The following is a 21,605-nucleotide window of genomic DNA, read 5'->3' on the forward strand; positions in this document are numbered from 1 at the left end:
AGCTTGCCCGCGAGAAGGTTACCCGCGACCAACCCTCAATCGAAGGTCTGCAGGTCCATGCTCGCCACCACCCGCTCCTGCAGCAGGTCGCCGAAGACCTCGAGCGTCGGTGAAGCGAAGTAACCGCGCATGGCCTGCTGGTCCTGCCAGCTGCCGCTGAGCAGCCAGAGGTCAGCGTCAACCTGGGAGCGCTGGACGGTGAACGCCAGACAGCCTGGGCTGCGCAGCGAAGGCTCGAGCAGGTCGCGCAGGCGCATGCCGAGTTCCGCCGAACGACCGCTGCTGGCACGGATGAAAGCCAAGTGTGTGACCGGTTGATGCAAGGTCATGAACGATCTCCTTGAAGCAGGCGGGACGGAAAAGCCAGGCTGCCAAGATTAGGTCCTCGCCCGCACACTGCGTTAGGCCATTTCTGTCTGCCGATTGCCTGATCCTGTCGCAATGCAGGATCAGGCAATCGGTCGGCAGCATTTGGCTAGCGCCGGATGTTGCCCAAATCTATGCTGGCCCGGTCCCTGGAGGAATTCGATCATGACCACTGCCCTTGCCGCTCTCGACCCGACCCTGGAAAACCAGCGTCTGGAACTCGCTGACCTGATCCTGAGGCACGCAGGCGATCCCCACGGACCACCGACGGCCATCGAGCAGCTGTACCTGTCGCGCTATGAAGACAACATCCGTTCGAAGCCGGGCCTGGCCCTGCCGGCTCTCTGCGTCATGGCCCAGGGCAGCAAGAGTCTGTTCCTGGGCGATCAGCAGTATGCCTACGACCCGCTGCACTACATGGTGGTGTCGGTGACCATGCCGATCAGCCGGGTGAGGCTCGACGCCAGCCCGGAAAACCCTGTGCTTGGGCTGCGGATCGATCTGGACGCAGCAGAGATCAGCCAGTTGATTGCCGAAAGCGGCCCGATGCTGGTGCCCAGCGTGCAGTCCGGGCTTGGGCTGTATGTGGAGAAGACCGATGCGCACCTGCTCGATGCCTTGCTGCGCCTGGTCCGCTTGCTCGATAGCCCGCGCGACATCCCGATGCTGGCCCCGCTGTTTCGCCGCGAAATCCTCTACCGCCTGCTGCGCGGGCCGCAGGGGCATCGCCTGTACGAGATTGCCCTGGCCAACAGCCAGACCCACCGCGTGAGCCAGGCGATCACCTGGCTCAACAAGCATTTCCACCTGCCGCTGCGCATCGAGGAGCTGGCCCGGGAAGTGAACCTGAGCACCTCGACCCTGCACCACAGGTTCAAGGCCGTGACGTCCATGAGCCCGTTGCAGTACCAGAAGCAACTGCGACTGCAGGAAGCCCGGCGCCTGATGCTCAACGATGGGTTGGAGGCCGCGGTGGCGGGGTATCGGGTGGGCTATGAAAGCCCGTCGCAGTTCAGCCGGGAGTACAGCCGGCTGTATGGCGCGCCGCCGATTCGCGACATGGCGCGCCTGCGCTCGAGCGCGGGTTGAATCTGCAAGCCCGCGCGCGCCTCAGCCGGCCACCGCTGCCTGCCACTGTGCCTGGTCCACCTGGATCAGGGTCGGCCCCTTGCGCTCGACCGCCAGCACCAGCGCGGCCTGCAACTGCGCCACATCGCCGACATGTTCGGCCGCAGCCCCCAGCCCCTGCGCCACGGTGATGAAGTCGGGGGTGTGGATGTCCACGCCCACAGGCTCGATGGCGCGATTGACCATGTACTTCTTGATCTCTTCGTAACCCTGGTTATTCCATAGCAGCACGATCAGCGGTACCTGTGCCTCGACTGCACTGGCCAGCTCCGGCAGGGTGAACTGCAGGCCGCCGTCACCGATCAGGCACACCGACGGGGCGCGTTCAGCCATGACTTCGGCACTGCCAAGCCAGGCGCCCATCGCCGCTGGCAAGGCATAGCCGAGCGTGCCGTAGCCGGTCGAAGCATTGAACCAGCGACGCGGACGCGCAAGGTCGAGGGTGAGGTTGCCGGTGTAGACCGGCTGGGTCGAGTCGCCCACCAGCACGGCATCGGGCAAGGTTTCCAGTATCGCGGTAAGCAGACGGGTCTGGCTCAGGGTCGGTTGGTCCCAGCCGGCAGCCAGGTCGTTGCGCAGGCGCTCGGCACGGGCAGCGCCCCAGCGTTCGTCACGCACTGCAGGCTGCTCGGCCAACGCCTCAACCAGGGCTTCGGCAGCCAGCTTGGCATCGGCGACCAACGCCAGCTCCGGCAGGTAGTTGCGTACGGTCTGGTCCGGATCGATGTCGATGCGCAGCAGGCTGCCGGGGATCTCGAATCCGCCCTTGAAGGTCACGTCGTAATCGGTTTCGGCAAGCTCGGTACCAATGGCCAGTACCACGTCGGCCTCGGCAACCAGGGCACGGGTTGCCGGCAGCGATTGGGTCGAGCCGATCTGCAACGGATGAGCAACCGGCAGCAGGCCCTTGGCATTGATGGTCAGGGCCACCGGCGCCTGGAGCTGCTCGGCCAGTTGCGCCAGGGCCTCGCCTGCCGCCAGCGCACCGCCACCGGCGAGGATCAACGGGCGCTGGGCCTTGGCCAGACGCTCGGCCATCTGCGCCACCACCTGCGGCGCGGCGCCCGCACGGCTGGTGCGCACCGGGCGAGCCTGCAGCAGGTGGTCGGCTGGCTCGACCAGCACATCCAGCGGGATCTCGATATGCACAGGGCGTGGCCGGGCACCGTCGAACACGGCGAAGGCGCGGGCCAGCACCTGCGGCAGGTCATCGGCACTCATCAGGGTCTGGGAAAACGCGCAAACGCCCGCCACCAGCCCAGACTGGTTCGGCAGCTCATGCAGCTTGCCGCGCCCACCGCCCAGTGCATTGCGCGATTGCACGCTGGAGATCACCAGCATGGGGATCGAGTCGGCATAGGCCTGGCCCATGGCCGTGGTGATGTTGGTCATGCCGGGGCCGGTGATGATGAAGCACACTCCCGGCTTGCCGCGCGTACGCGCGTAGCCGTCGGCCATGAAGCCGGCGCCCTGCTCGTGGCGCGGCGTGACATGACGGATCGACGAGCGCGCAAGCCCGCGATAGAGCTCCACGGTATGCACGCCGGGAATCCCGAACACATGGTCTACGCCATAGCCTTCGAGGAGTTTGACCAGTACTTCGCCACAGGTTGCCATCGTCTTTACCCTGATTCTTGTTGAAATCAGTGCTCATGGAAGCAAGCTGCGGCTACCGCGACAATGCAAAAAAACACATACTAGCCATGTCTCCAGATCATGGCTCGCCACGATGAAACGACTCCCTCCCCTGCCCGCCCTGCACACCTTCCTGGTCACCGCCCAGCACTGCAATTTCACCCGTGCCGCCCAGCATCTGCACATCACCCAGGGCGCTGTCAGCCGTCAGATCGCCGGGCTCGAGGAGCAACTCGGCTACCCCTTGTTTCAGCGCCAGGCCCGTGGCCTGAGCCTGACCCGTGAAGGCCAGGACTGGCTGCCGCGGGTGCAGCAAGTGTTCGCCCTGATCGAACAGGGCGTGCGCGAGGTTGGCGCGCGCACCGCTACCTTGCAGCTCAAAGCCCCGACCTGCGTGATGCGTTGGCTACTGCCGAGGCTGATGGAATGGCAGGCGCTGCGCCCGGATGTGCCGGTGGAACTGACCACGACGGTGCAGCACGGCGTGGACTTTCGTCATGAAGGCTTCGATGCGGCAGTGGTGTATGGCAGCCCGCCCGCCCAGGGATCGCTGGTGCGCAAGCTGTTCGACGAGCAACTGACACCGGTGTGCGCCCCCTCGTTGCTGCAAGGCGGCATGCCTCTGGAGCGAGTGGAGGACCTGGCGCGGCACATGCTGCTGCACCCCTCGCGCGACGAGCGTGACTGGCGCCTGTGGCTGCAAGCGGCCGGCGCTGCGTTCGAGCCACAGGGCCGACGCCAGCATTTCGAGACACTGGACATGGCGATGGCCATGGCCTCCCAGGGGACCGGGGTGGCCATCGGCGACTGGGCGCTGATCGGCGATGACCTGCGCAGTGGGCGGTTATGCATGCCCTTTGCGCTGAAGGTGATGACGGGCAAAGGCTATTACCTGGTCTGCCCGTCGAAAAGCCTGCCGCCGGGGCTGGGCGAGTTGCTGGAGTGGCTGCAGGCACGCGCCAGTCTTTAGCGGCCCTGCGCGCCCATCAGTTCGGCAGCATGTACTGCGCCGCGATTCACCTGCGAAAAACTGGCAGCGACACCTCAGTAGCCGACAGTGAAGCGCTGGCGCGTATGGGCAGGCTTTTCCAGTTCGTCGATCAAGGCAATGGCGTAGTCGGCGAAGGTGATCCAGCTCTTGCCATCGGCGCCGATCAGCAGGTGATCCTTGCCCAGCGTATAGCGCCCGCTGCGCTCACCCTCTACGAACTCGGCCGAAGGCGAAAGGAAGGTCCAGTCGAGGGTCGGTTCCTGGCGCAAGGTATCGAGAAAGCCCACGCCGGCGCTGGCCTCGGCCTTGTACGCCTCGGGGAAGTCCGGGCTGTCGATCACCCGCTGCCCCGACGGCAGCAGCAGGCTGCCGGCACCACCGACCACCAGCAGTCGCTTGACCCCGGCGCGTTTGACCGGCTCGATGATCGCCTGCGGCGCAAGGGTGGAGAAGTGCGCAGCGCTCAGCACAGCGTCCACGCCTGTGACTGCCGCCTGTAGCGCGGCACTGTCCTGGGCATCCAGCGCCTTGACCGTGACACCTTCACGGCCCTGCAGCGAAGACGGATCGCGTGCGATGGCGACCACGCTGTGGCCACGGCGCAGAGCCTCTTCCAGCAACTGGCTGCCGGCGCGGCCGGTGGCACCGATGATTGCGATCTTGCTCATGGGAAACACTCCATCTGGGTTGTAAGGGGTTACCACTTCATTTCGCCTTTTGCGACCTTGGCCCCGAGCTCCAGAGAACTTTCATCGGCCAGGTTCGGATAGCGCTTGCTCATTGCAGCAATCAGCGCCGCCGCATCACGAGCCTTGGCCGCTTCGCTGTCGAAGGCGCGGATGTAGCCTGCGGTGAAGCGCACGGCATCCAACGAACGGCTGCTCTGTCCCAGGTAGTGGCCTGGGATCACCGTGCGCGGGGCGAGTTTTTCGATGTGTGCAAGCGTTGCCAGCCAGTCGGTATGGGATTGGGCAGACTGGGTGTCAGCCATCCATACGTGAATGTTCTCGGAAACCACCACACCACCGACCACCGCCTTGATCGAGGGAATCCAGACGAAGCTGCGCTCGGGCTGCGGGCCGTCCAGGCCAACGACTTCGAGCGTCTGCCCTTCCAGCTCAAGACGGTTACCGGCCAACACCTGGGGTAGGACCAGTTTCGCGGGCTTGTCGGCGCCCATCTGCGGCCCCCAGTAGGCCAGCTTGGCGTCCATGGTCTGGCGGATGTGCGCCACAGTGGCAGCGGAGGCGACCACCTTGGCGTCTGGAAACGCCTGGGTCAGGGTGTCGAGGCCGAAGTAATAGTCCGGATCGCCATGGCTGATGTAGATGGTGGTCAGCCGCTTGCCACTGGCACGCAGGCGCTCAGCCACCTGCTCGGCCTGGGCCTTGCCGAACTGCGCATCCACCAGCACAGCCTCCCGCTCGCCACTGACGATCACCGAACTGACCGGGAACAGTGCGTCATGGCCTGGGTTGTAGACATCCAGGTGAAGCGGATCGGCCGCCATTGCCTGGCCCGTCAGGGCGATACAGGCCAGCATCAGACTGCGCAGTGGAGTGAAAATCGACATGGTGAGGTTCCTGAAAGCGGGACGATGGAGCACAGCTTAGTTGCCCGATCCATCACAAAAAATGCGATGCTTGAACATAGTTTGTTTCTGAAATCGGGCAAATCATGGACCGTCTGAACGCCATGCGTGTGTTCGTCACCGTCGTCGACCTGGGTAGCCAGTCGGCTGCGGCAGATCACCTGGAGCTTTCCAGGCCTGTAGTGTCGCGCTATCTCGCGGAGCTTGAGGAGTGGGTCGGCGCACGCTTGATGCAGCGCACCACGCGCAAGCTGAGCCTGACCGCCGCGGGCGTGGACACCCTGCCACGCTGCCGGCAGATGCTGGAACTGGCCTGCGACCTGCAGACAGCGGTACGTGCGCCCGAAGATGCGCCGCGCGGCGAGTTGCGCATCAGCGTGAGCACCTCGTTCGGTCAGGCGCAGTTGGTGGATGCGGTGGCGGAGTACGTGAAGCGCTATCCGGGGGTGAAGGTGGAATTGCAGATGCTCGATCGCACGGTCAACCTGGTTGACGAGCGCATCGACCTGGCGATCCGCACCAGCAACGACCTGGACCCGAACCTGATTGCCCGACGCCTGAGCGTCTGCCGTTCGGTGGTCTGCGCCAGCCCCGCCTACTTGCGCGAGTACGGCACGCCGCAGCGAGTCGAGGACCTGACCCAGCACAACTGCCTGACCCACGCCTACTTCGGCCACAGCCTGTGGCATTTCGAGGTGGCCGGTGAACAGGTCGCGGTGCCCGTGCAGGGCAATATCAGCGCCAACGAAGCCCTGACCTTGCAGAAGGCCGCCCTGGCCGGTGCCGGGATAGCCATGCTGCCGACCTACCAGGCCGCCTGCGCAGTGCGTCGCGGCGAGTTGGTGAAACTACTGCCCCTGGCGCGACCACGGGAGCTGAACCTCAATGCGGTCTACACCTCACGCAAACACATGCCCGCGACCTTGCGCAGCATGCTGGACTTTCTTGCCCAACGCTTCAGCGAAGAACCGGAGTGGGATCGTGAGCTGGATTAGTGCGTGGAGCGGCCTTGCGCCGCTGCGACGCAAATCACACCGATCTCGATATTCGCCCCAGGCAATTGCTGCGCCCTGACCTATGCTTGCAAGTATCACCTGTGGTCACAGCAGGAGGTAGGCAACATGGGCATCAAATCCAGACGCTGCGTGATCGTCCTGGCCCTGGTCGCCGTGGCCGGGCTCTATGGTTCGGCCTGCTGGCGCGTCGAGCTGTTGCGCAGCCAGCCCAGTACCGCAGCCAGTTGCGCACACGAGCACTGCGTCCCGCACACCGCAACGCTGAGCGCCCTCAGGTAGCCCGACAACGCCTGTCGGTCACTCCTCGACGCTCATGTACTCCTTGGCCCAGCGGATGTAATCCTCAGGCTGGGTGTAGGTGTGCGACAGCTCGGTGGCGCTGAGGTTCTCGGACTTGTTCTGCTGCCCGCGCTGCAAACGCAGGCAGTCGTAGGTGGCCTTGATCGCAGCGAAGTAAGCCGCATGGCCATCGACCACGATGCGCACGCCCAGGCGCGCCAGGCGCTCGTCGTCACGCAGGTTCGGGTTGCCGTAGCTGACCAGCATCAGCGGCACGTTCAGGTGCTCGGTGATCTGCTCCAGTTGCTCGAAATCCTTCACCCCGACCATGCAGATACCGTCGGCACCGGCCTTCTGGTAGCTCTGGGTGCGGACGATGATCTCCTCGGTGGTCAGTACGCCAGCGTTGGTCCGGGCAATGATCGACAGCGACGAGTCGACTCGCGCTTCCAGCGCTGCACGGATCTTGCCGACGCCCTCTTCCACCGAGATCAGGTCGGTGGACTTGCGACCGAACTGGGCCGGCAGCAGGGTGTCTTCGATGGTCAGCGCCGCCACGCCGGCGCGCTCCAGCTCGATTACCGTACGCATGACGTTCAGCGCGTTGCCATAACCATGGTCGGCATCGGCGATGAAGGGCAACTGGGCGACGCGGCCAATGCGTGTGGCCTGCTCGACGAATTCGCTCAGGGTGATCAGGGCGAAGTCCGGGGCGGCGAGCACCTGCAGGGAAGCGACCGAGCCGCCGAGGATACCGACTTCAAAGCCCAGGTCTGCGGCAATGCGCGCCGACATCGGGTCGAAGACTGAAGCTGTGTGATAGCACGAACCCGACGCGAGCAGTTCGCGGAAGGCAAAACGCAGATCTTGGTGGGAAGCCTTGGGCATGATCACTCCGCATAAACGTGAAAAGTCGAACTGGCTGACTACCGCCCCTGAACCGGGACCCTCCGCCCTGCCATAGGCATGACATGCAGAGAGTGGAAGAGAAGTGCGGGATTACAGCGATGCGGAAACCTGGGTCACAATGCACCAAATGGGTGCAAACCAGTGTATTTCGGCTGCTATGAACCTGCACGATATCACGCGGCCATGCGCGTTCGTGTGAAAGCGCTTATGCCGATCGTGCATAGGCGATGCAGACAGTACATAGGAAGCTACCTAACTCAGGTTACAATCCCTGTCACGTTCGCAGCCATTTCACTCGCCACGGGCCGCCGACGAACAGCACAATTTCACTACCTCCGACCACAAGGTGTGACCCCGTGACCGCCGCCCTGCCCCCCGCCGACTTGCGTAGCGTGCTCAGCGCGCTGATGCTAGCGATTCTTCTTGGTGCCCTCGACCAGACCATCGTCGCCGTCTCCATGCCGGCCATTTCTGCCCAGTTCAACGATGTCGGCCTGCTGGCCTGGGTCATCTCCGGCTATATGGTTGCCATGACCGTGGCCGTGCCGATCTACGGCAAGCTGGGCGACCTGTATGGCCGTCGGCGCATGATCCTCACCGGCACCGCACTGTTCACCCTGGCCTCGATCTTCTGCGCCCTGGCACAGAACATGGAACAACTGGTGCTGGCGCGCGTGCTGCAGGGCATCGGCGCGGGCGGCATGGTCTCGGTCAGCCAGGCGATCATCGGCGACTTCGTCCCGCCTCGCGAGCGCGGGCGCTACCAGGGTTATTTCAGCAGCATGTACGCCCTGGCCAGCGTGGCTGGCCCGGTGCTCGGCGGCTGGCTGACCGAATATCTGTCGTGGCGCTGGGTGTTCTGGATCAACCTGCCGCTGGGGCTTTGCGCCTGGTGGGTGATCCGCCGCGCGCTGATGGGCATGCCGGTTCAACGCCGGGAAGCACAGGTCGACTATATCGGTGCACTGCTGCTGATCCTGGGCCTGGGCAGTTTGTTGCTGGGCATCACCCTGGTGGGTCAAGGGCATGCCTGGACCGCGGCGCCGGTGCTGGCCCTGTTTGCCTGCGCGGTATTGGGCCTGGTGCTGTTCGTCGCCCACGAACGCCGCTGCCAGGAGCCGCTGTTGCCACTGAAACTGTTCGGCAACCGGGTCGCCGTGCTGTGCTGGTGCGTGATCTTCTTCGCCAGCTTCCAGTCGATCTCGCTGACCATGCTCATGCCGCTGCGCTTCCAGAGCATCACCGGTGCCGGCGCCGACAGTGCCGCGCTGCACCTGCTGCCGTTGGCGATGGGGTTGCCACTGGGAGCCTTCAGCGCAGGCCGCCTGACGACATTCACCGGACGCTACAAGCCGCAGATCCTGGCGGGCGCACTGCTGATGCCGCTGGCGATCCTCGGCATGGCCTTCACACCGCCGCAGTCAGCCTGGCTGGGCGGGTTGTTCATGCTGTTGACCGGTATCGCCTGCGGGCTGCAGTTCCCGACCTCGCTGGTGGGGACGCAGAGCGCGGTGGACATGAAGGATATCGGTGTGGCCACCAGCACCACCAACCTGTTCCGCTCGTTGGGTGGGGCGATGGGCGTGGCCTGCATGTCCAGCCTGCTGCTGGCGCTGCTGCATCTCGGAGGGCTTGAGGTGCTGGGCAACCCGCTGCTGGGCAGCCTGAAGGGCGGCGAGACGGATCCGGCGACCCAGGCGCATCTGCTGGTGACGTTCCGGTACCTGCTGCTGGCCAGTGCCGCCGCGGCAGTGCTGGGGCTGCTGGCGGCACTGGCGTTGCCAGACCGGCAGTTACGGGGGCATTGAAAAGGCCAGGGCCGCAAAGCGGCCCTTTTAACCCCGGCTTAATCCTGCCGGGAAAAACTTCATCACAATCCTTAACAAAGTGTCATTTGCGCAGGGCCGGGCTCAAGCGCAGCATATCCAACCCTGTGTCGACCCATTTTTGCGCATCGCGCAACAGGTCGAAGCTGTCCGGGAGCAGCAACCAGCGCCCGATCAGGCCGTCGACATAGGCGAACATGGCGATGGCCGCCCGCTCGACATCCAGGTCGGCGGGCAACTGGCCACGGCGTACCGCATTGGCCAAGGCGCGGGAAATGCCTTCGTGGCATTCGACGATGGCGCCTTGTCGCTGCTGGCGGATTTCACACATCTCATCGGTGAACTCGCACTTGTGATGCAGGATTTCATTGATACGCCGGGTCCTGGCGTCCAGTACCAGCTCGTTGAGCACTTGCAACAGCAGCTTGCGCATGCAGCCGAGCGGATCGAGCTCGTCCTCGCTTTCGCTGGCACGCGCGAGATGGTCATGGGTCTCATGCAAACTGTCGAGCAGCGCCTGGACCAGCTCGGCCTTGTTACTAAAATGCCAGTAGATCGCACCACGGGTGACGCCCGCGATCTCGGCGATATCGGCCAAGGTGGTTCGCGCAACTCCGCGCTTGTAGAAAGCCTTTTCCGCCGCCTCGATGATCTGGGCGCGGGTTTCCTGGGCTTCCTCTTTGGTTCGACGGACCATGGCAGCTCAACCTCATCTGAGCCCGGCACAAGAATCGCCTGGGCTTTGGGCCGGGTTCGCCTCTGCAGGGCGACTCCCGGATGCATTAATCACGTTTTGCGGTAGTAGCCTGGTACCACCACGCGGTATTTACAAACAACCATGAATGTAAGTATATTCGTTAGTAAGCTACTAATCCACTCGATAGCGATTTTTCTGACAAGACTCTTCCACTATTCTTGAGCTCCCCCTGCTCCTGCGACCCGAGGATCCTCATGCAATTCAAGCCAGCCGTTACCGCCCTGGTTTCCGCCGTCGCCCTTGCAACCCTGCTCAGTGGCTGCAAGAAAGAAGAAGCCGCGCCTGCAGCGCAGGCTCCTCAGGTCGGCGTCGTCACCCTGCAGCCGCAGGCCTTCACCCTGACCTCGGAACTGCCAGGGCGCACCAGCGCCTATCGCGTCGCCGAAGTCCGTCCACAGGTCAATGGCATCATTCTCAAGCGCCTGTTCAAGGAAGGCAGCGACGTCAAGGAAGGGCAGCAGCTCTACCAGATCGATCCCGCCGTCTATGAAGCCAACCTGGGTAATGCCCAGGCCAACCTTCAGGCTACCCGCTCGCTGGCCGAGCGCTACAAGCAGCTGATCGACGAGCAGGCCGTCTCCAAACAGGAATATGACGACGCCAATGCCAAACGATTGCAGGCCGAAGCCTCGCTCAAGAGCGCGCAGATCGACCTGCGCTACACCAAGGTGCTGGCGCCGATCAGCGGTCGCATCGGACGCTCGTCGGTCACCGAAGGCGCGCTGGTGAGCAATGGCCAGACCAACGCCATGGCCACCATCCAGCAGCTCGACCCGATCTACGTCGACGTTACTCAGTCCACCGCCGAACTGCTCAAGTTGCGCCGTGATCTGGAAAGCGGCCGGCTGCAGAAGGCTGGCGACAATGCCGCGAAGGTGCAACTGGTGCTTGAAGACGGCAGCACGTTCGCCGGTGAAGGTCGCCTGGAGTTCTCCGAAGTCTCGGTCGATGAAACCACAGGCTCGGTGACCCTGCGTGCGGTGTTCGCCAACCCGGACCACACCCTCCTGCCTGGCATGTTCGTGCATGCCCGCCTGCAAGCTGGTGTCAATGCCAACGCGATCCTCGCTCCACAGCAAGGTGTGACCCGCGATCTCAAGGGCTCGCCCACGGCACTGGTGGTGAACAAGGATAACAAGGTGGAACTGCGTCAACTCAAGGCCAGCCGCACGCTGGGCAACGAGTGGCTGATCGAGGAAGGCCTCAATCCGGGCGACCGCCTGATCACCGAGGGGCTGCAGTTCGTGCGTCCAGGTGTCGAGGTCAAGGTCAGCGAAGCCACCAACGTCAAGAAGCCGGGCAGCCCTGAACAGGCCAGCGCCGCGAAAGCAGACGCCAAAGCGGAGTAAACCATGTCGAAGTTCTTTATCGATCGCCCGATCTTCGCCTGGGTGATCGCCTTGGTGATCATGCTGGTCGGGGCCTTGTCGATCCTGAAACTGCCGATCAACCAGTACCCCAGCATCGCGCCGCCGGCCATCGCCATCGCCGTGACCTACCCGGGTGCCTCGGCGCAGACCGTGCAGGACACCGTGGTACAGGTCATCGAGCAGCAGCTCAACGGTATCGACAACCTGCGCTACGTGTCTTCGGAAAGTAACTCCGACGGCAGCATGACCATCACCGCTACCTTCGAGCAGGGCACCAACGCCGACACCGCGCAGGTGCAGGTGCAGAACAAGCTCAACCTGGCCACCCCGCTGCTGCCGCAGGAAGTGCAGCAGCAAGGTATCCGTGTCACCAAGGCAGTGAAGAACTTCCTGCTGGTGATCGGCCTGGTGTCCGAAGATGGCAGCATGACCAAGGACGACTTGGCCAACTACATCGTCTCCAACATGCAGGACCCGATCTCGCGGACTGCCGGCGTGGGTGACTTCCAGGTGTTCGGTGCCCAGTACGCCATGCGTATCTGGCTCGATCCGGCCAAGCTCAACAAGTTCCAGTTGACCCCGGTCGATGTACGTACCGCCGTCACTGCGCAGAACGTGCAGGTTTCTTCCGGCCAGCTCGGTGGCCTGCCAGCGATGCCAGGTACCCAGCTCAACGCAACCATCATCGGCAAGACTCGCCTGCAGACCGCCGAGCAGTTCGAGAAGATCCTGCTCAAGGTCAACAGCGATGGCTCGCAGGTGCGCCTGCGTGACGTCGCCAAGGTCGGGCTGGGCGGCGAGAACTACGCGGTCAGCGCGCAGTTCAACGGCAAGCCGGCATCGGGCCTGGCGGTCAAGCTGGCAACCGGCGCCAACGCCCTGGATACCGCCAAGGCCTTGCGCAAGACCATCAGCGACCTCGAGCCGTTCTTCCCGCCCGGGGTCAAGGCAGTGTTCCCGTATGACACCACGCCAGTGGTCACCGAATCGATCAGCGGGGTAATCCACACCCTGATCGAAGCCGTGGTCCTGGTGTTCCTGGTGATGTACCTGTTCCTGCAGAACTTCCGCGCCACCATCATCACCACCATGACCGTTCCGGTGGTGTTGCTGGGCACCTTCGGCATCCTTGCCGCCGCAGGCTTCAGCATCAACACCCTGACCATGTTCGCAATGGTCCTGGCCATCGGCCTGCTGGTGGACGATGCCATCGTCGTCGTGGAAAACGTCGAGCGGGTGATGTCCGAAGAAGGGCTGCCGCCCAAGGAAGCGACCAAGCGCTCGATGCAGCAGATTCAGGGCGCACTGGTCGGTATTGCCCTGGTGCTTTCGGCGGTACTGCTGCCGATGGCCTTCTTCGGCGGCTCCACCGGCGTGATCTACCGCCAGTTCTCGATCACCATCGTATCGGCCATGGGCCTGTCGGTGCTGGTGGCACTGATCTTCACCCCGGCGCTGTGCGCGACCATGCTCAAGCCGTTGAAGAAGGGTGAGCACCACACGGCCAAGGGCGGCTTCTTCGGCTGGTTCAACCGTAACTTCGACCGCAGCGTAAAGGGCTACGAGCGCAGTGTCGGTACCATCCTGCGCAACAAGATCCCGTTCCTGCTGGCCTATGCGCTGATCGTGGTGGGCATGATCTGGCTGTTCACTCGCATCCCCACCGCGTTCCTGCCTGAAGAAGACCAGGGCGTGCTCTTCGCCCAGGTGCAGACCCCGGCCGGTTCCAGTGCCGAACGCACCCAGGTGGTCGTCGACAAGATGCGCGAATACCTTCTCAAGGACGAAGCCGACACCGTGTCGTCGGTGTTCACCGTGACCGGTTTCAACTTCGCCGGTCGTGGCCAGAGCTCGGGCATGGCGTTCATTATGCTCAAACCTTGGGGCGAGCGTTCGGCCGAGAACAGCGTGTTCAATCTCTCGACCCGCGCCCAGCAGCACTTCTTCAGCTTCCGCGATGCGATGGTGTTCGCCTTCGCCCCGCCGGCAGTGCTCGAACTGGGTAACGCCACCGGCTTCGACGTGTTCCTCCAGGACCGTGCCGGCGTCGGCCACGAGAAGCTCATGGAAGCGCGCAACCAGTTCCTGGCCAAGGCCTCGCAGAGCAAGATCCTCTCCGCAGTGCGTCCCAACGGCCTGAACGACGAGCCGCAGTACCAGCTGATCGTCGACGATGAGCGCGCCAGTGCCCTGGGCGTCACCATTGCCGACATCAACAACACCCTGTCGATCGCGCTGGGTGGCAGCTACGTCAACGACTTCATCGATCGTGGCCGGGTCAAGAAGGTGTACATCCAGGGCGACTCCAGTGCCCGCATGAGCCCCGAAGACCTGCAGAAGTGGTACGTGCGCAACGGTCAGGGCGAGATGGTGCCGTTCTCCTCCTTCGCCTCCGGTGAATGGACCTACGGCTCGCCGAAGCTGTCGCGTTACAACGGCGTGGAAGCAGTCGAGATCCTCGGTGCCCCGGCGCCTGGCTACAGTACCGGTGAGGCCATGGCCGAGGTCGAACGCATCGTCGGCGAACTGCCGTCGGGCATCGGCTACTCCTGGACCGGCATGTCCTACGAGGAGAAGCTCTCCGGTTCGCAGATGCCGGCGCTGTTCGCCCTTTCGCTGCTGTTCGTGTTCCTCTGCCTGGCAGCGCTGTACGAAAGCTGGTCGATCCCGATCGCCGTCGTGCTGGTGGTGCCGCTGGGTATCATCGGTGCACTGATCGCCACCAGCATGCGCGGGCTGTCGAATGACGTGTACTTCCTCGTCGGCCTGCTGACGACCATCGGCCTGGCGGCGAAAAACGCCATCCTGATCGTCGAGTTCGCCAAAGAGCTGCACGAACAGGGCAAGAGCCTGTTCGATGCGACGATCGAGGCGTGCCGCATGCGTCTGCGCCCGATCATCATGACCTCGCTGGCATTCATCCTCGGCGTGGTACCGTTGACCATCGCCAGCGGCGCAGGCTCTGGCAGCCAGCACGCGATCGGCACCGGGGTGATCGGCGGCATGATCAGTGCGACTGTGCTGGCGATCTTCTGGGTACCGCTGTTCTTCGTAGCAGTGTCGTCGCTGTTCGGCAGCAAAGAGCCGCACACCGACGCCACCCCTGAAACTCCACGTAATGAGGCTGGGCAATGACCAAGTCTTTGTTGTCCCTGGCGGTAACCGCTTTCATTCTCGGCGGCTGCTCGCTTATTCCTGACTACCAGACCCCGGAAGCGCCGGTGGCCGCGCAGTGGCCGCAAGGCCCTGCGTACTCGCCGACCCAGTCGGCAGACGTGGCCGCCGCCGAACAGGGCTGGCGCCAGTTCTTCCACGACCCGGCGCTGCAGAAGCTGATCCAGACCTCGCTGGTCAACAACCGCGACCTGCGTGTGGCCGCGTTGAACATCGATGCCTACCGTGCGCAGTACCGCATCCAGCGCGCCGACCTGTTCCCGGCGGTCTCGGCCACCGGCAGCGGCAGCCGTCAGCGGGTTCCGGGCAACCTGTCACAGACCGGCGAAGCGAACATCACCAGCCAGTACTCGGCAACGTTGGGCGTCAGCGCCTATGAGCTGGACCTGTTCGGCCGCGTCCGCAGCCTGAGCGAACAGGCACTGGAGACCTACCTGTCCAGCGAGCAGGCACGTCGCTCCACGCAGATCAGCCTGGTGGCCAGCGTGGCCAACGCCTACTACACCTGGCAGGCCGACCAGGCGCTGCTGAAGCTGACCGAAGAAACGCTCAAGACCTACGAAGAAAGCTACAACCTGACCCGCCGCAGCAACGAGGTCGGCGTGGCCTCCGCACTTGACCTGAGCCAAGCGCGCACCGCTGTCGAAGGCGCGCGGGTCAAGCTGTCGCAGTACCAGCGCCTGGTGGCGCAGGACCTGAACAGCCTGACCGTGCTGCTGGGCACCGGTGTACCGGCGGACCTGCCGGCCTCGTTGAAGCTCGACGCCGACCAACTGGCCGACGTGCCAGCGGGCCTGCCGTCCGACCTGCTGCAGCGGCGTCCGGACATCCAGGAAGCCGAACACCTGCTCAAAGCTGCCAACGCCAACATCGGCGCAGCCCGCGCGGCGTTCTTCCCGAGCATCAGCCTGACCGCCAACGCCGGCACCCTGAGCCCGGACATGGGCGGTCTGTTCAAGGGTGGTTCGGGGACCTGGCTGTTCCAACCGCAGATCAACCTGCCGATCTTCAACGCCGGCAGCCTGCGCGCCAGCCTGGACTACTCGAAGATCCAGAAGGACATCAACGTCGCCAAGTACGAAAAGACCATCCAGACCGCCTTCCAGGAAGTCTCCGATGGCCTGGCGGCGCGCAAGACCTTCGAAGAGCAGTTGCAGGCCCAGCGTGACCTGGTTGCCGCCAACCAGGATTACTACCGTCTGGCTGAGCGTCGCTACCGCATCGGTATCGACAGCAACCTGACCTTCCTCGACGCCCAGCGCAACCTGTTCAGTGCCCAGCAGGCGCTGATCAGCGATCGCCTGTCGCAGCTGACCAGCGAGGTCAACCTGTACAAGGCGCTCGGCGGTGGCTGGTACGAGCAGACCGGACAGGCCAACCAGCAGGCTTCGGTGGACTCGCCCAAAGGCTGAGTGATCCGGCAAAAGCATCAAGCCCACCCTCGCGGTGGGCTTTTTGTTTTCCGGCAACAACACCCCGCCTCACACAATTCGTTCGATTATCGCCCCGTTCCACTTCCGACGAATTGCTCGCCGCAGCTCCGATCACGCACCATCCTTCACGCAACGTTGCACAAGTTCATCAATAAAGCGTCGACCTGCAGCCTCCGGCCGCAGCGCTCCGACTCGCCCATAAAAACAAGAGATCCACGACAGATGAGCATTTTGCAACCCGCACGCCCCCTGCTGCCGGGCCTTCTGGCCATGTCCTGCGCCCTCCCCGCCCTCGCCGCCGACGGCGGCTTCCTGGAAGACGCCAAGGCCACCCTCAACCTGCGAAACTTCTACATCAACCGCAACTTCGTCGACCCTGCCAAGGCCCAGGGCAAGGCCGAGGAATGGACGCAAAGCTTCATCCTCGACGCGCGTTCCGGGTTCACCCAGGGCACCGTCGGCTTTGGCGTCGATGTGCTGGGGCTGTATTCGGTCAAGCTCGATGGCGGCAAGGGGACGGCCGGCACGCAGCTGCTGCCGGTGCACGACGATGGTCGCCCCGCCGACGACTTCGGCCGCCTGGGTGTCGCGCTCAAGGCCAGGATTTCACAGACCGAGCTCAAGGTCGGCGAATGGATGCCGGTACTGCCGATCCTGCGCTCTGACGATGGTCGTTCGCTGCCGCAGACCTTCCGCGGCGGCCAGATCACCTCCAGGGAGATCGCCGGGCTGACCCTGTACGCCGGCCAGTTCCGTGGCAACAGCCCGCGCAACGACGCCAGCATGGAGGACATGGCGCTGTTCAGCCGCCCGGGCTTCACCTCCGACCGCTTCAACTTTGCAGGGGGTGAGTACAGCTTCAACGACAAGCGCACCCTGGTCGGGGTGTGGGACGCCCAGCTCAAGGATATCTACCGCCAGCAGTACTTCAACCTGGTGCACAGCCAGCCCTTGGGCGACTGGACCCTGGGGGCGAACCTGGGTTACTTCATCGGCAAGGAAGACGGCGCCGAGCGTGCCGGCAAGCTGGACAACCGCACCGCCTCGGCCATGCTTTCGGCGCGCTATCAGGGTCATACGTTCTATGTCGGCCTGCAGAAGGTCGGCGGCGATGACGAGTGGATGCGAGTCAACGGCACCAGCGGCGGCACCTTGGCCAACGACAGCTACAACGCCAGCTTCGAGAATGCCAAGGAGCGCTCCTGGCAACTGCGCCACGATTTCAACTTCGCCACCGTCGGCATCCCCGGGCTGACCCTGATGAACCGCTACATCAAGGGGGACAACGTGCATGTCGGCAGCATCACCGATGGCAAGGAGTGGGCGCGCGAGAGCGAACTGGCGTACGTGATCCAGTCCGGTACGTTCAAGGACCTGTCGGTGAAATGGCGAAACTCCACCATGCGCAGGGACTTCAGCACCAACGCCTTCGACGAGAACAGGCTGATCGTGAGTTATCCGTTCAGCCTGTTGTGAAAGTCGCGCCGCGCTTGGGGGGCGGGCTTACCCGCCCCTATAAATAACAAAAACAGCTAAACAACTAACTAAACCATCGTTGACGGAATAAGTAACAAGGTCTAAAACGAGCCCTCTCTACTCCGCAGAATCTCGATATGGACCTTCGCCAACTGCGCTATTTCATCGCCCTCACCGAGTACCGCAGCTTCGTCCGCGCTGCCGAAGCCATGGGCATTACCCAGCCCGCGTTCAGTCGCGCCATCCAGGGCCTGGAGCAGGAGTTCGGCTGCGCCCTGGTCGATCGCGGCAACAAGGCGCTGCAACCGACCCCCGAAGGCCAGGTGGTGCTGCAACATGCCCGGCGCCTGGTTCAGGGGGCCGCACAACTGAGCAACGACGTGCTGCAGATGACCAAGCTCGACGCCGGCGAACTGCATTTCGGCAGCGGCCCAGCCCTGGCTGCACGACTGGTACCCGACGCCCTGCAGCAGTTCATCACCCAGCATCCGGGGATTCGCACCGAGCTGCTGGTGGACAATGCCGAACGTCTGGGCCAGGCCCTGCGCCGCGAGCAGATCGAGTTTTTCGTCGACGATATCCGCCCCTTCGAGGCCGACCCCAACTTCCACACCGAGCCCCTCAACCCGCGCCCGGGCCTGTTCTTCTGCCGCCCCGGCCATCCGCTGCTGGCCAAGGACAGCCTGTCGACCAACGATCTGTTCGCCTACCCCCTGGCCAGCGCCCTGCTCACCCCCGGTGTACGCAAGCGCCTGGCCAATCTCAGCGGACGCAGCGACTTCATCCCACACCTGCAGACCGAACACCTGGCAGTGCTGCGCAGCGTGGTGCTGGCCAGCGATACCCTCGGTAGCGCCAGCGAAGAAGCCGTGGCCGAGGACCTGGCCGCGGGGCGCCTGGTACGCCTGCACTGGCGCAACCTGCCGCCGGGGCTGGAAGTGCTGAGCGTGCGTTGCGGGGTGATCAGCCGCAGCGGCTATCGCCTGTCACCGGCAGCACGGGCGATGATCGATACCTTGGTCAGCCTGGATGCGCGGCCATCTCCCGCAGCCTCGGCGCATCGAGGATCAGCACTTCGCCATAGCCCAGTTGCACCACCCCCGCCTGCTCCAGCGCCTTGAGGATCTGGTTGATGGTCTGGCGCGACAGGGACAGCATCAGCGCCAGTTGCTCCTGCGACAATTGCAGGCGCCATTGGGCAACATCGCGCTCGCCATAGCCTTCGGCGATCTGCAACAGCCGATGGGCCACACGCGGCCCCGCGGCCAGCAAGTGCTGCTGCTCAAGCGCGACGAACACCCAGCGCAGCTTGTGGCTCATCAGCAAAGCCAGGTCGCGCCAGTGCTGCGGATGCTGCGCCAACCAGTCGAGCAGCGCTGCCTGAGGGATCCACAACAGCTGCGTGACACCTTCGGCAAAGGCATCGTGGGTGCGTGGCTGGCCGTCGAACAAGCTGATCTCGCCGAACCAGTAAGGCGGCTCGACCAACGTCAACAGCGCTTCCTTGCCCTCACGGCTGACCGCGCCGACGCGCATGGCACCCTCCAGCACCGCATACAAACCGCAGGGCGGATCACCACGCTGGAACAGGCACTGTCCGGCCGCCAGCTCACGTGAACGCGCCAATGCCAGCAGGCTATCCTGAACCTGAGCGGGCAACTGCCGAAACCACTGGCCGTGGCTCAACTGCGCACGCCAGGCTTGGGGGTTGTCCATGACACCTCTTCTGAACGGACTCTGTCGGCCAGGCGACAGACGACGGCGGATGAACGGGGCAAGCTGTCGCTACCCCTGATGGAGGAACAACAATGAAAAACCTCGTTGAACACCTGAGTCAATACGCGGCCTATCATCGCGACCCGCGCAACATCGCCACGCACTTCGTCGGCATTCCGTTGATCGTGCTGGCGGTCAGCATCCTGCTGTCACGACCCGGCTGGCCTGTCGCCGGCATCTGGATGTCGCCAGCGCTGCTGGTGGCGGCAGCGTCGGTGTGGTTCTACCTGCGCCTGGACCTGCGCTTCGGGCTGGTGATGGGCGTGTTGCTGGGGCTGTGCCTGTGGGCAGGCGAATGGCTGGCGCTGCAAAGCACCGGGCTGTGGCTGAGTGCCGGGCTCGGGGCCTTCGTGCTGGGCTGGATCATCCAGTTCGTCGGGCATGCCTACGAGGGCAGGAAACCCGCCTTCGTCGACGATGTCAGCGGCTTGATCATCGGTCCACTGTTCGTGGTTGCGGAACTGGCGTTCATGCTTGGGCTGTGTGCCGGGCTGAGGCAGCAGGTGGAAGCCAACGCCGGGCCGGTAGCGGTGCGCGGGAAGAAGGCGGCGGTGTAGAAGCTGGAACAGTGCTGAATTCTTCGCGGGCAAGCCCGCTCCCACAGATACACCACTGTGTTCGAATTCAGTGGTGTATCTGTGGGAGCGGGCTTGCCCGCGAAGAATTCAGTGGGGATCTATGGCCTAGGCCCGCGACTCGACCCCAAGCTCATCCCACACCGACTCGGCCAGGTGGAAGGTCGCATTGGCCGCCGGGATCCCGCAATAGATCGCGCTCTGCATGATCACTTCCTTGATCTCCTCGCGGGTCACGCCATTGTTGGCCGCCGCGCGCAGGTGCAACTTGAGTTCCTCGTTGCGGTTCATGCCAATCAACATGGCGATGGTAATCAGGCTGCGGGTGTGGCGTGGCAACCCCGGGCGGGTCCAGATATCGCCCCAGGCGTGGCGCGTGATCATCTCCTGGAACTCGCCATTGAAGTCGTTGAGCTTCTCCAGGCTGCGGTCCACATGGGCATCGCCCAGCACCGCACGACGCACCTGCATGCCAGCGTCGTAACGTTGTTTCTCATCCATGGCGTACTCCTCAGCGGGCCAACAGGAAATCGAGCACGCGACGGCTGAACGCCTCGCCGACCTCGACATTGGACAGGTGCGCAGCCAGGAAGCCGGTGTACTCGGCGCCTGCCACATGCTCTTGGATGTACAGGCCACCCGAGGGCGGCGTCACCGCATCGGCCTCCCCGGAAATCACCAGCAGCGGCGCGCTGATCGCTCCCAACTGATCGCGGAAATCGGCATCGCGCACCGCACCGCAGTTGGCGGCATAGCCCTGTGGCGAAGTGGTTGCGAGCATGTCGGTGATGCGCTTGACCTGATCCGCGTGCTCGCTCGACCACGCCGGGGTGAACCAGCGCTCGATGGACGCATCACGCAACCCACGCATGGCCTCGGCGCCGTCGCGCAAGACCATTTCGATGCGCGGATTCCAGGTTTCAGGCGATCCGATCTTCGCCGCCGTGTTGCACACCACCAGACGCTGCAAACGCTCACCTGCATTGATGCCGAGCCACTGACCGATCAGGCCGCCCATCGACAACCCACAGAAATGCGCGCGCTCGATCTGCAGAGCATCCAGCAGCGCCAGCACATCACGCCCCAGTTGTTCGATGCTGTACGGCCCTTCGGTGACCAGCGAATCGCCATGACCGCGCGTGTCGTAGCGCAGTACTCGAAAGTGTTCGGTCCACAGCGGCATCTGGGTATCCCACATGTGCAGGTTGGTGCCCAGCGAGTTGGACAGCACCAGCACGGGGGCGTGCTCGGGGCCTTCGAGTTGGTAGTTCAATACGCCATCGGCCAGTTGCAAATGCGCCAC

Annotated in this window: 20 protein-coding genes; 11 read left to right on the forward strand and 9 right to left on the reverse strand. The window is 63.8% G+C overall.

Annotated features, from left to right (window positions below; genetic code table 11):
• Positions 1 to 35: 35 nt before the first annotated feature.
• Positions 36 to 329 (reverse strand): putative quinol monooxygenase, encoded by a 294-nt coding sequence (locus F6X62_RS07675; RefSeq protein ID WP_054894488.1) that lies wholly within the window; start codon positions 327 to 329, stop codon positions 36 to 38.
• Between the two features lie 202 nt (positions 330 to 531).
• Between F6X62_RS07675 and F6X62_RS07680 the strand changes: the two genes are divergently transcribed.
• Entirely contained in the window at positions 532 to 1,455 is a 924-nt protein-coding gene (locus F6X62_RS07680) for an AraC family transcriptional regulator (RefSeq protein WP_065862394.1), read from the forward strand.
• Between the two features lie 21 nt (positions 1,456 to 1,476).
• Here F6X62_RS07680 and F6X62_RS07685 read toward each other — a convergent pair whose 3' ends face one another.
• Entirely contained in the window at positions 1,477 to 3,111 is a 1,635-nt protein-coding gene (locus tag F6X62_RS07685) for a 5-guanidino-2-oxopentanoate decarboxylase (protein WP_153773148.1), read from the reverse strand.
• A gap of 112 nt (positions 3,112 to 3,223) precedes the next feature.
• On the opposite strand from F6X62_RS07685, the gene F6X62_RS07690 reads away from it, so the two are divergent.
• Positions 3,224 to 4,099 (forward strand): LysR substrate-binding domain-containing protein, encoded by an 876-nt coding sequence (locus F6X62_RS07690; RefSeq protein WP_065862396.1) that lies wholly within the window; start codon positions 3,224 to 3,226, stop codon positions 4,097 to 4,099.
• A 74-nt stretch (positions 4,100 to 4,173) separates the two neighbouring features.
• On the opposite strand, the gene F6X62_RS07695 is transcribed toward F6X62_RS07690, so the two are convergent.
• Both F6X62_RS07695 and F6X62_RS07700 read right to left on the reverse strand, forming a co-directional pair.
• On the reverse strand, positions 4,174 to 4,788 hold the full coding sequence (locus tag F6X62_RS07695) for an NAD(P)-dependent oxidoreductase (RefSeq protein WP_153773149.1): 615 nt from the start codon (positions 4,786 to 4,788) through the stop codon (positions 4,174 to 4,176).
• Between the two features lie 29 nt (positions 4,789 to 4,817).
• On the reverse strand, positions 4,818 to 5,693 hold the full coding sequence (locus F6X62_RS07700; RefSeq protein WP_153773150.1) for an MBL fold metallo-hydrolase: 876 nt from the start codon (positions 5,691 to 5,693) through the stop codon (positions 4,818 to 4,820).
• Positions 5,694 to 5,797: 104 nt separating this feature from the next.
• On the opposite strand from F6X62_RS07700, the gene F6X62_RS07705 reads away from it, so the two are divergent.
• Both F6X62_RS07705 and F6X62_RS25190 read left to right on the forward strand, forming a co-directional pair.
• Positions 5,798 to 6,706, forward strand: coding sequence for a LysR family transcriptional regulator (locus F6X62_RS07705; RefSeq protein WP_153773151.1), 909 nt, complete (start codon positions 5,798 to 5,800; stop codon positions 6,704 to 6,706).
• A 126-nt stretch (positions 6,707 to 6,832) separates the two neighbouring features.
• Positions 6,833 to 7,006, forward strand: a complete 174-nt coding sequence (locus F6X62_RS25190) for a hypothetical protein (RefSeq protein WP_172964814.1) — start codon at positions 6,833 to 6,835, stop codon at positions 7,004 to 7,006.
• An 18-nt stretch (positions 7,007 to 7,024) separates the two neighbouring features.
• Here the strand turns inward: F6X62_RS25190 and F6X62_RS07710 are convergent, their stop codons facing one another.
• The gene (locus F6X62_RS07710) at positions 7,025 to 7,894 is read right to left on the reverse strand and encodes an oxaloacetate decarboxylase (RefSeq protein ID WP_054894495.1); all 870 of its coding nucleotides are present in this window, start codon (positions 7,892 to 7,894) and stop codon (positions 7,025 to 7,027) included.
• 377 nt (positions 7,895 to 8,271) lie between these two features.
• Here F6X62_RS07710 and F6X62_RS07715 point away from each other — a divergent pair, with 377 nt between their 5' ends.
• Positions 8,272 to 9,723, forward strand: coding sequence for an MDR family MFS transporter (locus F6X62_RS07715; protein WP_153773152.1), 1,452 nt, complete (start codon positions 8,272 to 8,274; stop codon positions 9,721 to 9,723).
• A gap of 82 nt (positions 9,724 to 9,805) precedes the next feature.
• Here F6X62_RS07715 and F6X62_RS07720 read toward each other — a convergent pair whose 3' ends face one another.
• Complete coding sequence (locus F6X62_RS07720; RefSeq protein ID WP_065862401.1) at positions 9,806 to 10,438, reverse strand: TetR family transcriptional regulator; 633 nt, start codon at positions 10,436 to 10,438, stop codon at positions 9,806 to 9,808.
• A gap of 254 nt (positions 10,439 to 10,692) precedes the next feature.
• Here F6X62_RS07720 and F6X62_RS07725 point away from each other — a divergent pair, with 254 nt between their 5' ends.
• The 5 genes from F6X62_RS07725 (at position 10,693) to F6X62_RS07745 (ending at position 19,072) form a co-directional block, all read left to right on the forward strand.
• A complete protein-coding gene (locus F6X62_RS07725) occupies positions 10,693 to 11,847 on the forward strand; it encodes an efflux RND transporter periplasmic adaptor subunit (protein ID WP_054894498.1) in 1,155 nt (384 codons plus the stop codon).
• A gap of 3 nt (positions 11,848 to 11,850) precedes the next feature.
• Positions 11,851 to 15,003, forward strand: a complete 3,153-nt coding sequence (ttgB, locus tag F6X62_RS07730; protein ID WP_054894499.1) for a multidrug efflux RND transporter permease subunit TtgB — start codon at positions 11,851 to 11,853, stop codon at positions 15,001 to 15,003.
• The gene (locus tag F6X62_RS07735) at positions 15,000 to 16,454 is read left to right on the forward strand and encodes an AdeC/AdeK/OprM family multidrug efflux complex outer membrane factor (RefSeq protein ID WP_063545955.1); all 1,455 of its coding nucleotides are present in this window, start codon (positions 15,000 to 15,002) and stop codon (positions 16,452 to 16,454) included. The genes ttgB and F6X62_RS07735 overlap by 4 nt, the downstream gene beginning before the upstream one ends.
• A gap of 291 nt (positions 16,455 to 16,745) precedes the next feature.
• Positions 16,746 to 17,951 (forward strand): OprD family porin, encoded by a 1,206-nt coding sequence (locus tag F6X62_RS07740; protein ID WP_371926266.1) that lies wholly within the window; start codon positions 16,746 to 16,748, stop codon positions 17,949 to 17,951.
• Between the two features lie 137 nt (positions 17,952 to 18,088).
• Complete coding sequence (locus F6X62_RS07745) at positions 18,089 to 19,072, forward strand: LysR family transcriptional regulator (RefSeq protein ID WP_112899049.1); 984 nt, start codon at positions 18,089 to 18,091, stop codon at positions 19,070 to 19,072.
• On the opposite strand, the gene F6X62_RS07750 is transcribed toward F6X62_RS07745, so the two are convergent.
• Complete coding sequence (locus F6X62_RS07750; protein ID WP_054894503.1) at positions 18,972 to 19,667, reverse strand: Crp/Fnr family transcriptional regulator; 696 nt, start codon at positions 19,665 to 19,667, stop codon at positions 18,972 to 18,974. The two genes, F6X62_RS07745 and F6X62_RS07750, sit on opposite strands and share 101 nt — an antisense overlap.
• A 92-nt stretch (positions 19,668 to 19,759) precedes the next feature.
• Here F6X62_RS07750 and F6X62_RS07755 point away from each other — a divergent pair, with 92 nt between their 5' ends.
• Entirely contained in the window at positions 19,760 to 20,284 is a 525-nt protein-coding gene (locus F6X62_RS07755; RefSeq protein WP_153773154.1) for a DUF962 domain-containing protein, read from the forward strand.
• A gap of 126 nt (positions 20,285 to 20,410) precedes the next feature.
• On the opposite strand, the gene pcaC is transcribed toward F6X62_RS07755, so the two are convergent.
• Both pcaC and pcaD read right to left on the reverse strand, forming a co-directional pair.
• Entirely contained in the window at positions 20,411 to 20,803 is a 393-nt protein-coding gene (gene pcaC, locus F6X62_RS07760) for a 4-carboxymuconolactone decarboxylase (protein WP_112899050.1), read from the reverse strand.
• A gap of 10 nt (positions 20,804 to 20,813) precedes the next feature.
• Positions 20,814 to 21,605 carry a 3-oxoadipate enol-lactonase gene (gene pcaD, locus F6X62_RS07765; RefSeq protein ID WP_153773155.1) on the reverse strand — a complete coding sequence of 264 codons (792 nt, stop codon included), beginning with the start codon at positions 21,603 to 21,605 and terminating at the stop codon, positions 20,814 to 20,816.

The sequence above is a fragment of the Pseudomonas sp. MNR3A genome (genome assembly GCF_009650575.1).
In the GTDB taxonomy this organism is placed as follows: Bacteria; Pseudomonadota; Gammaproteobacteria; order Pseudomonadales; family Pseudomonadaceae; genus Aquipseudomonas; species Aquipseudomonas machongensis.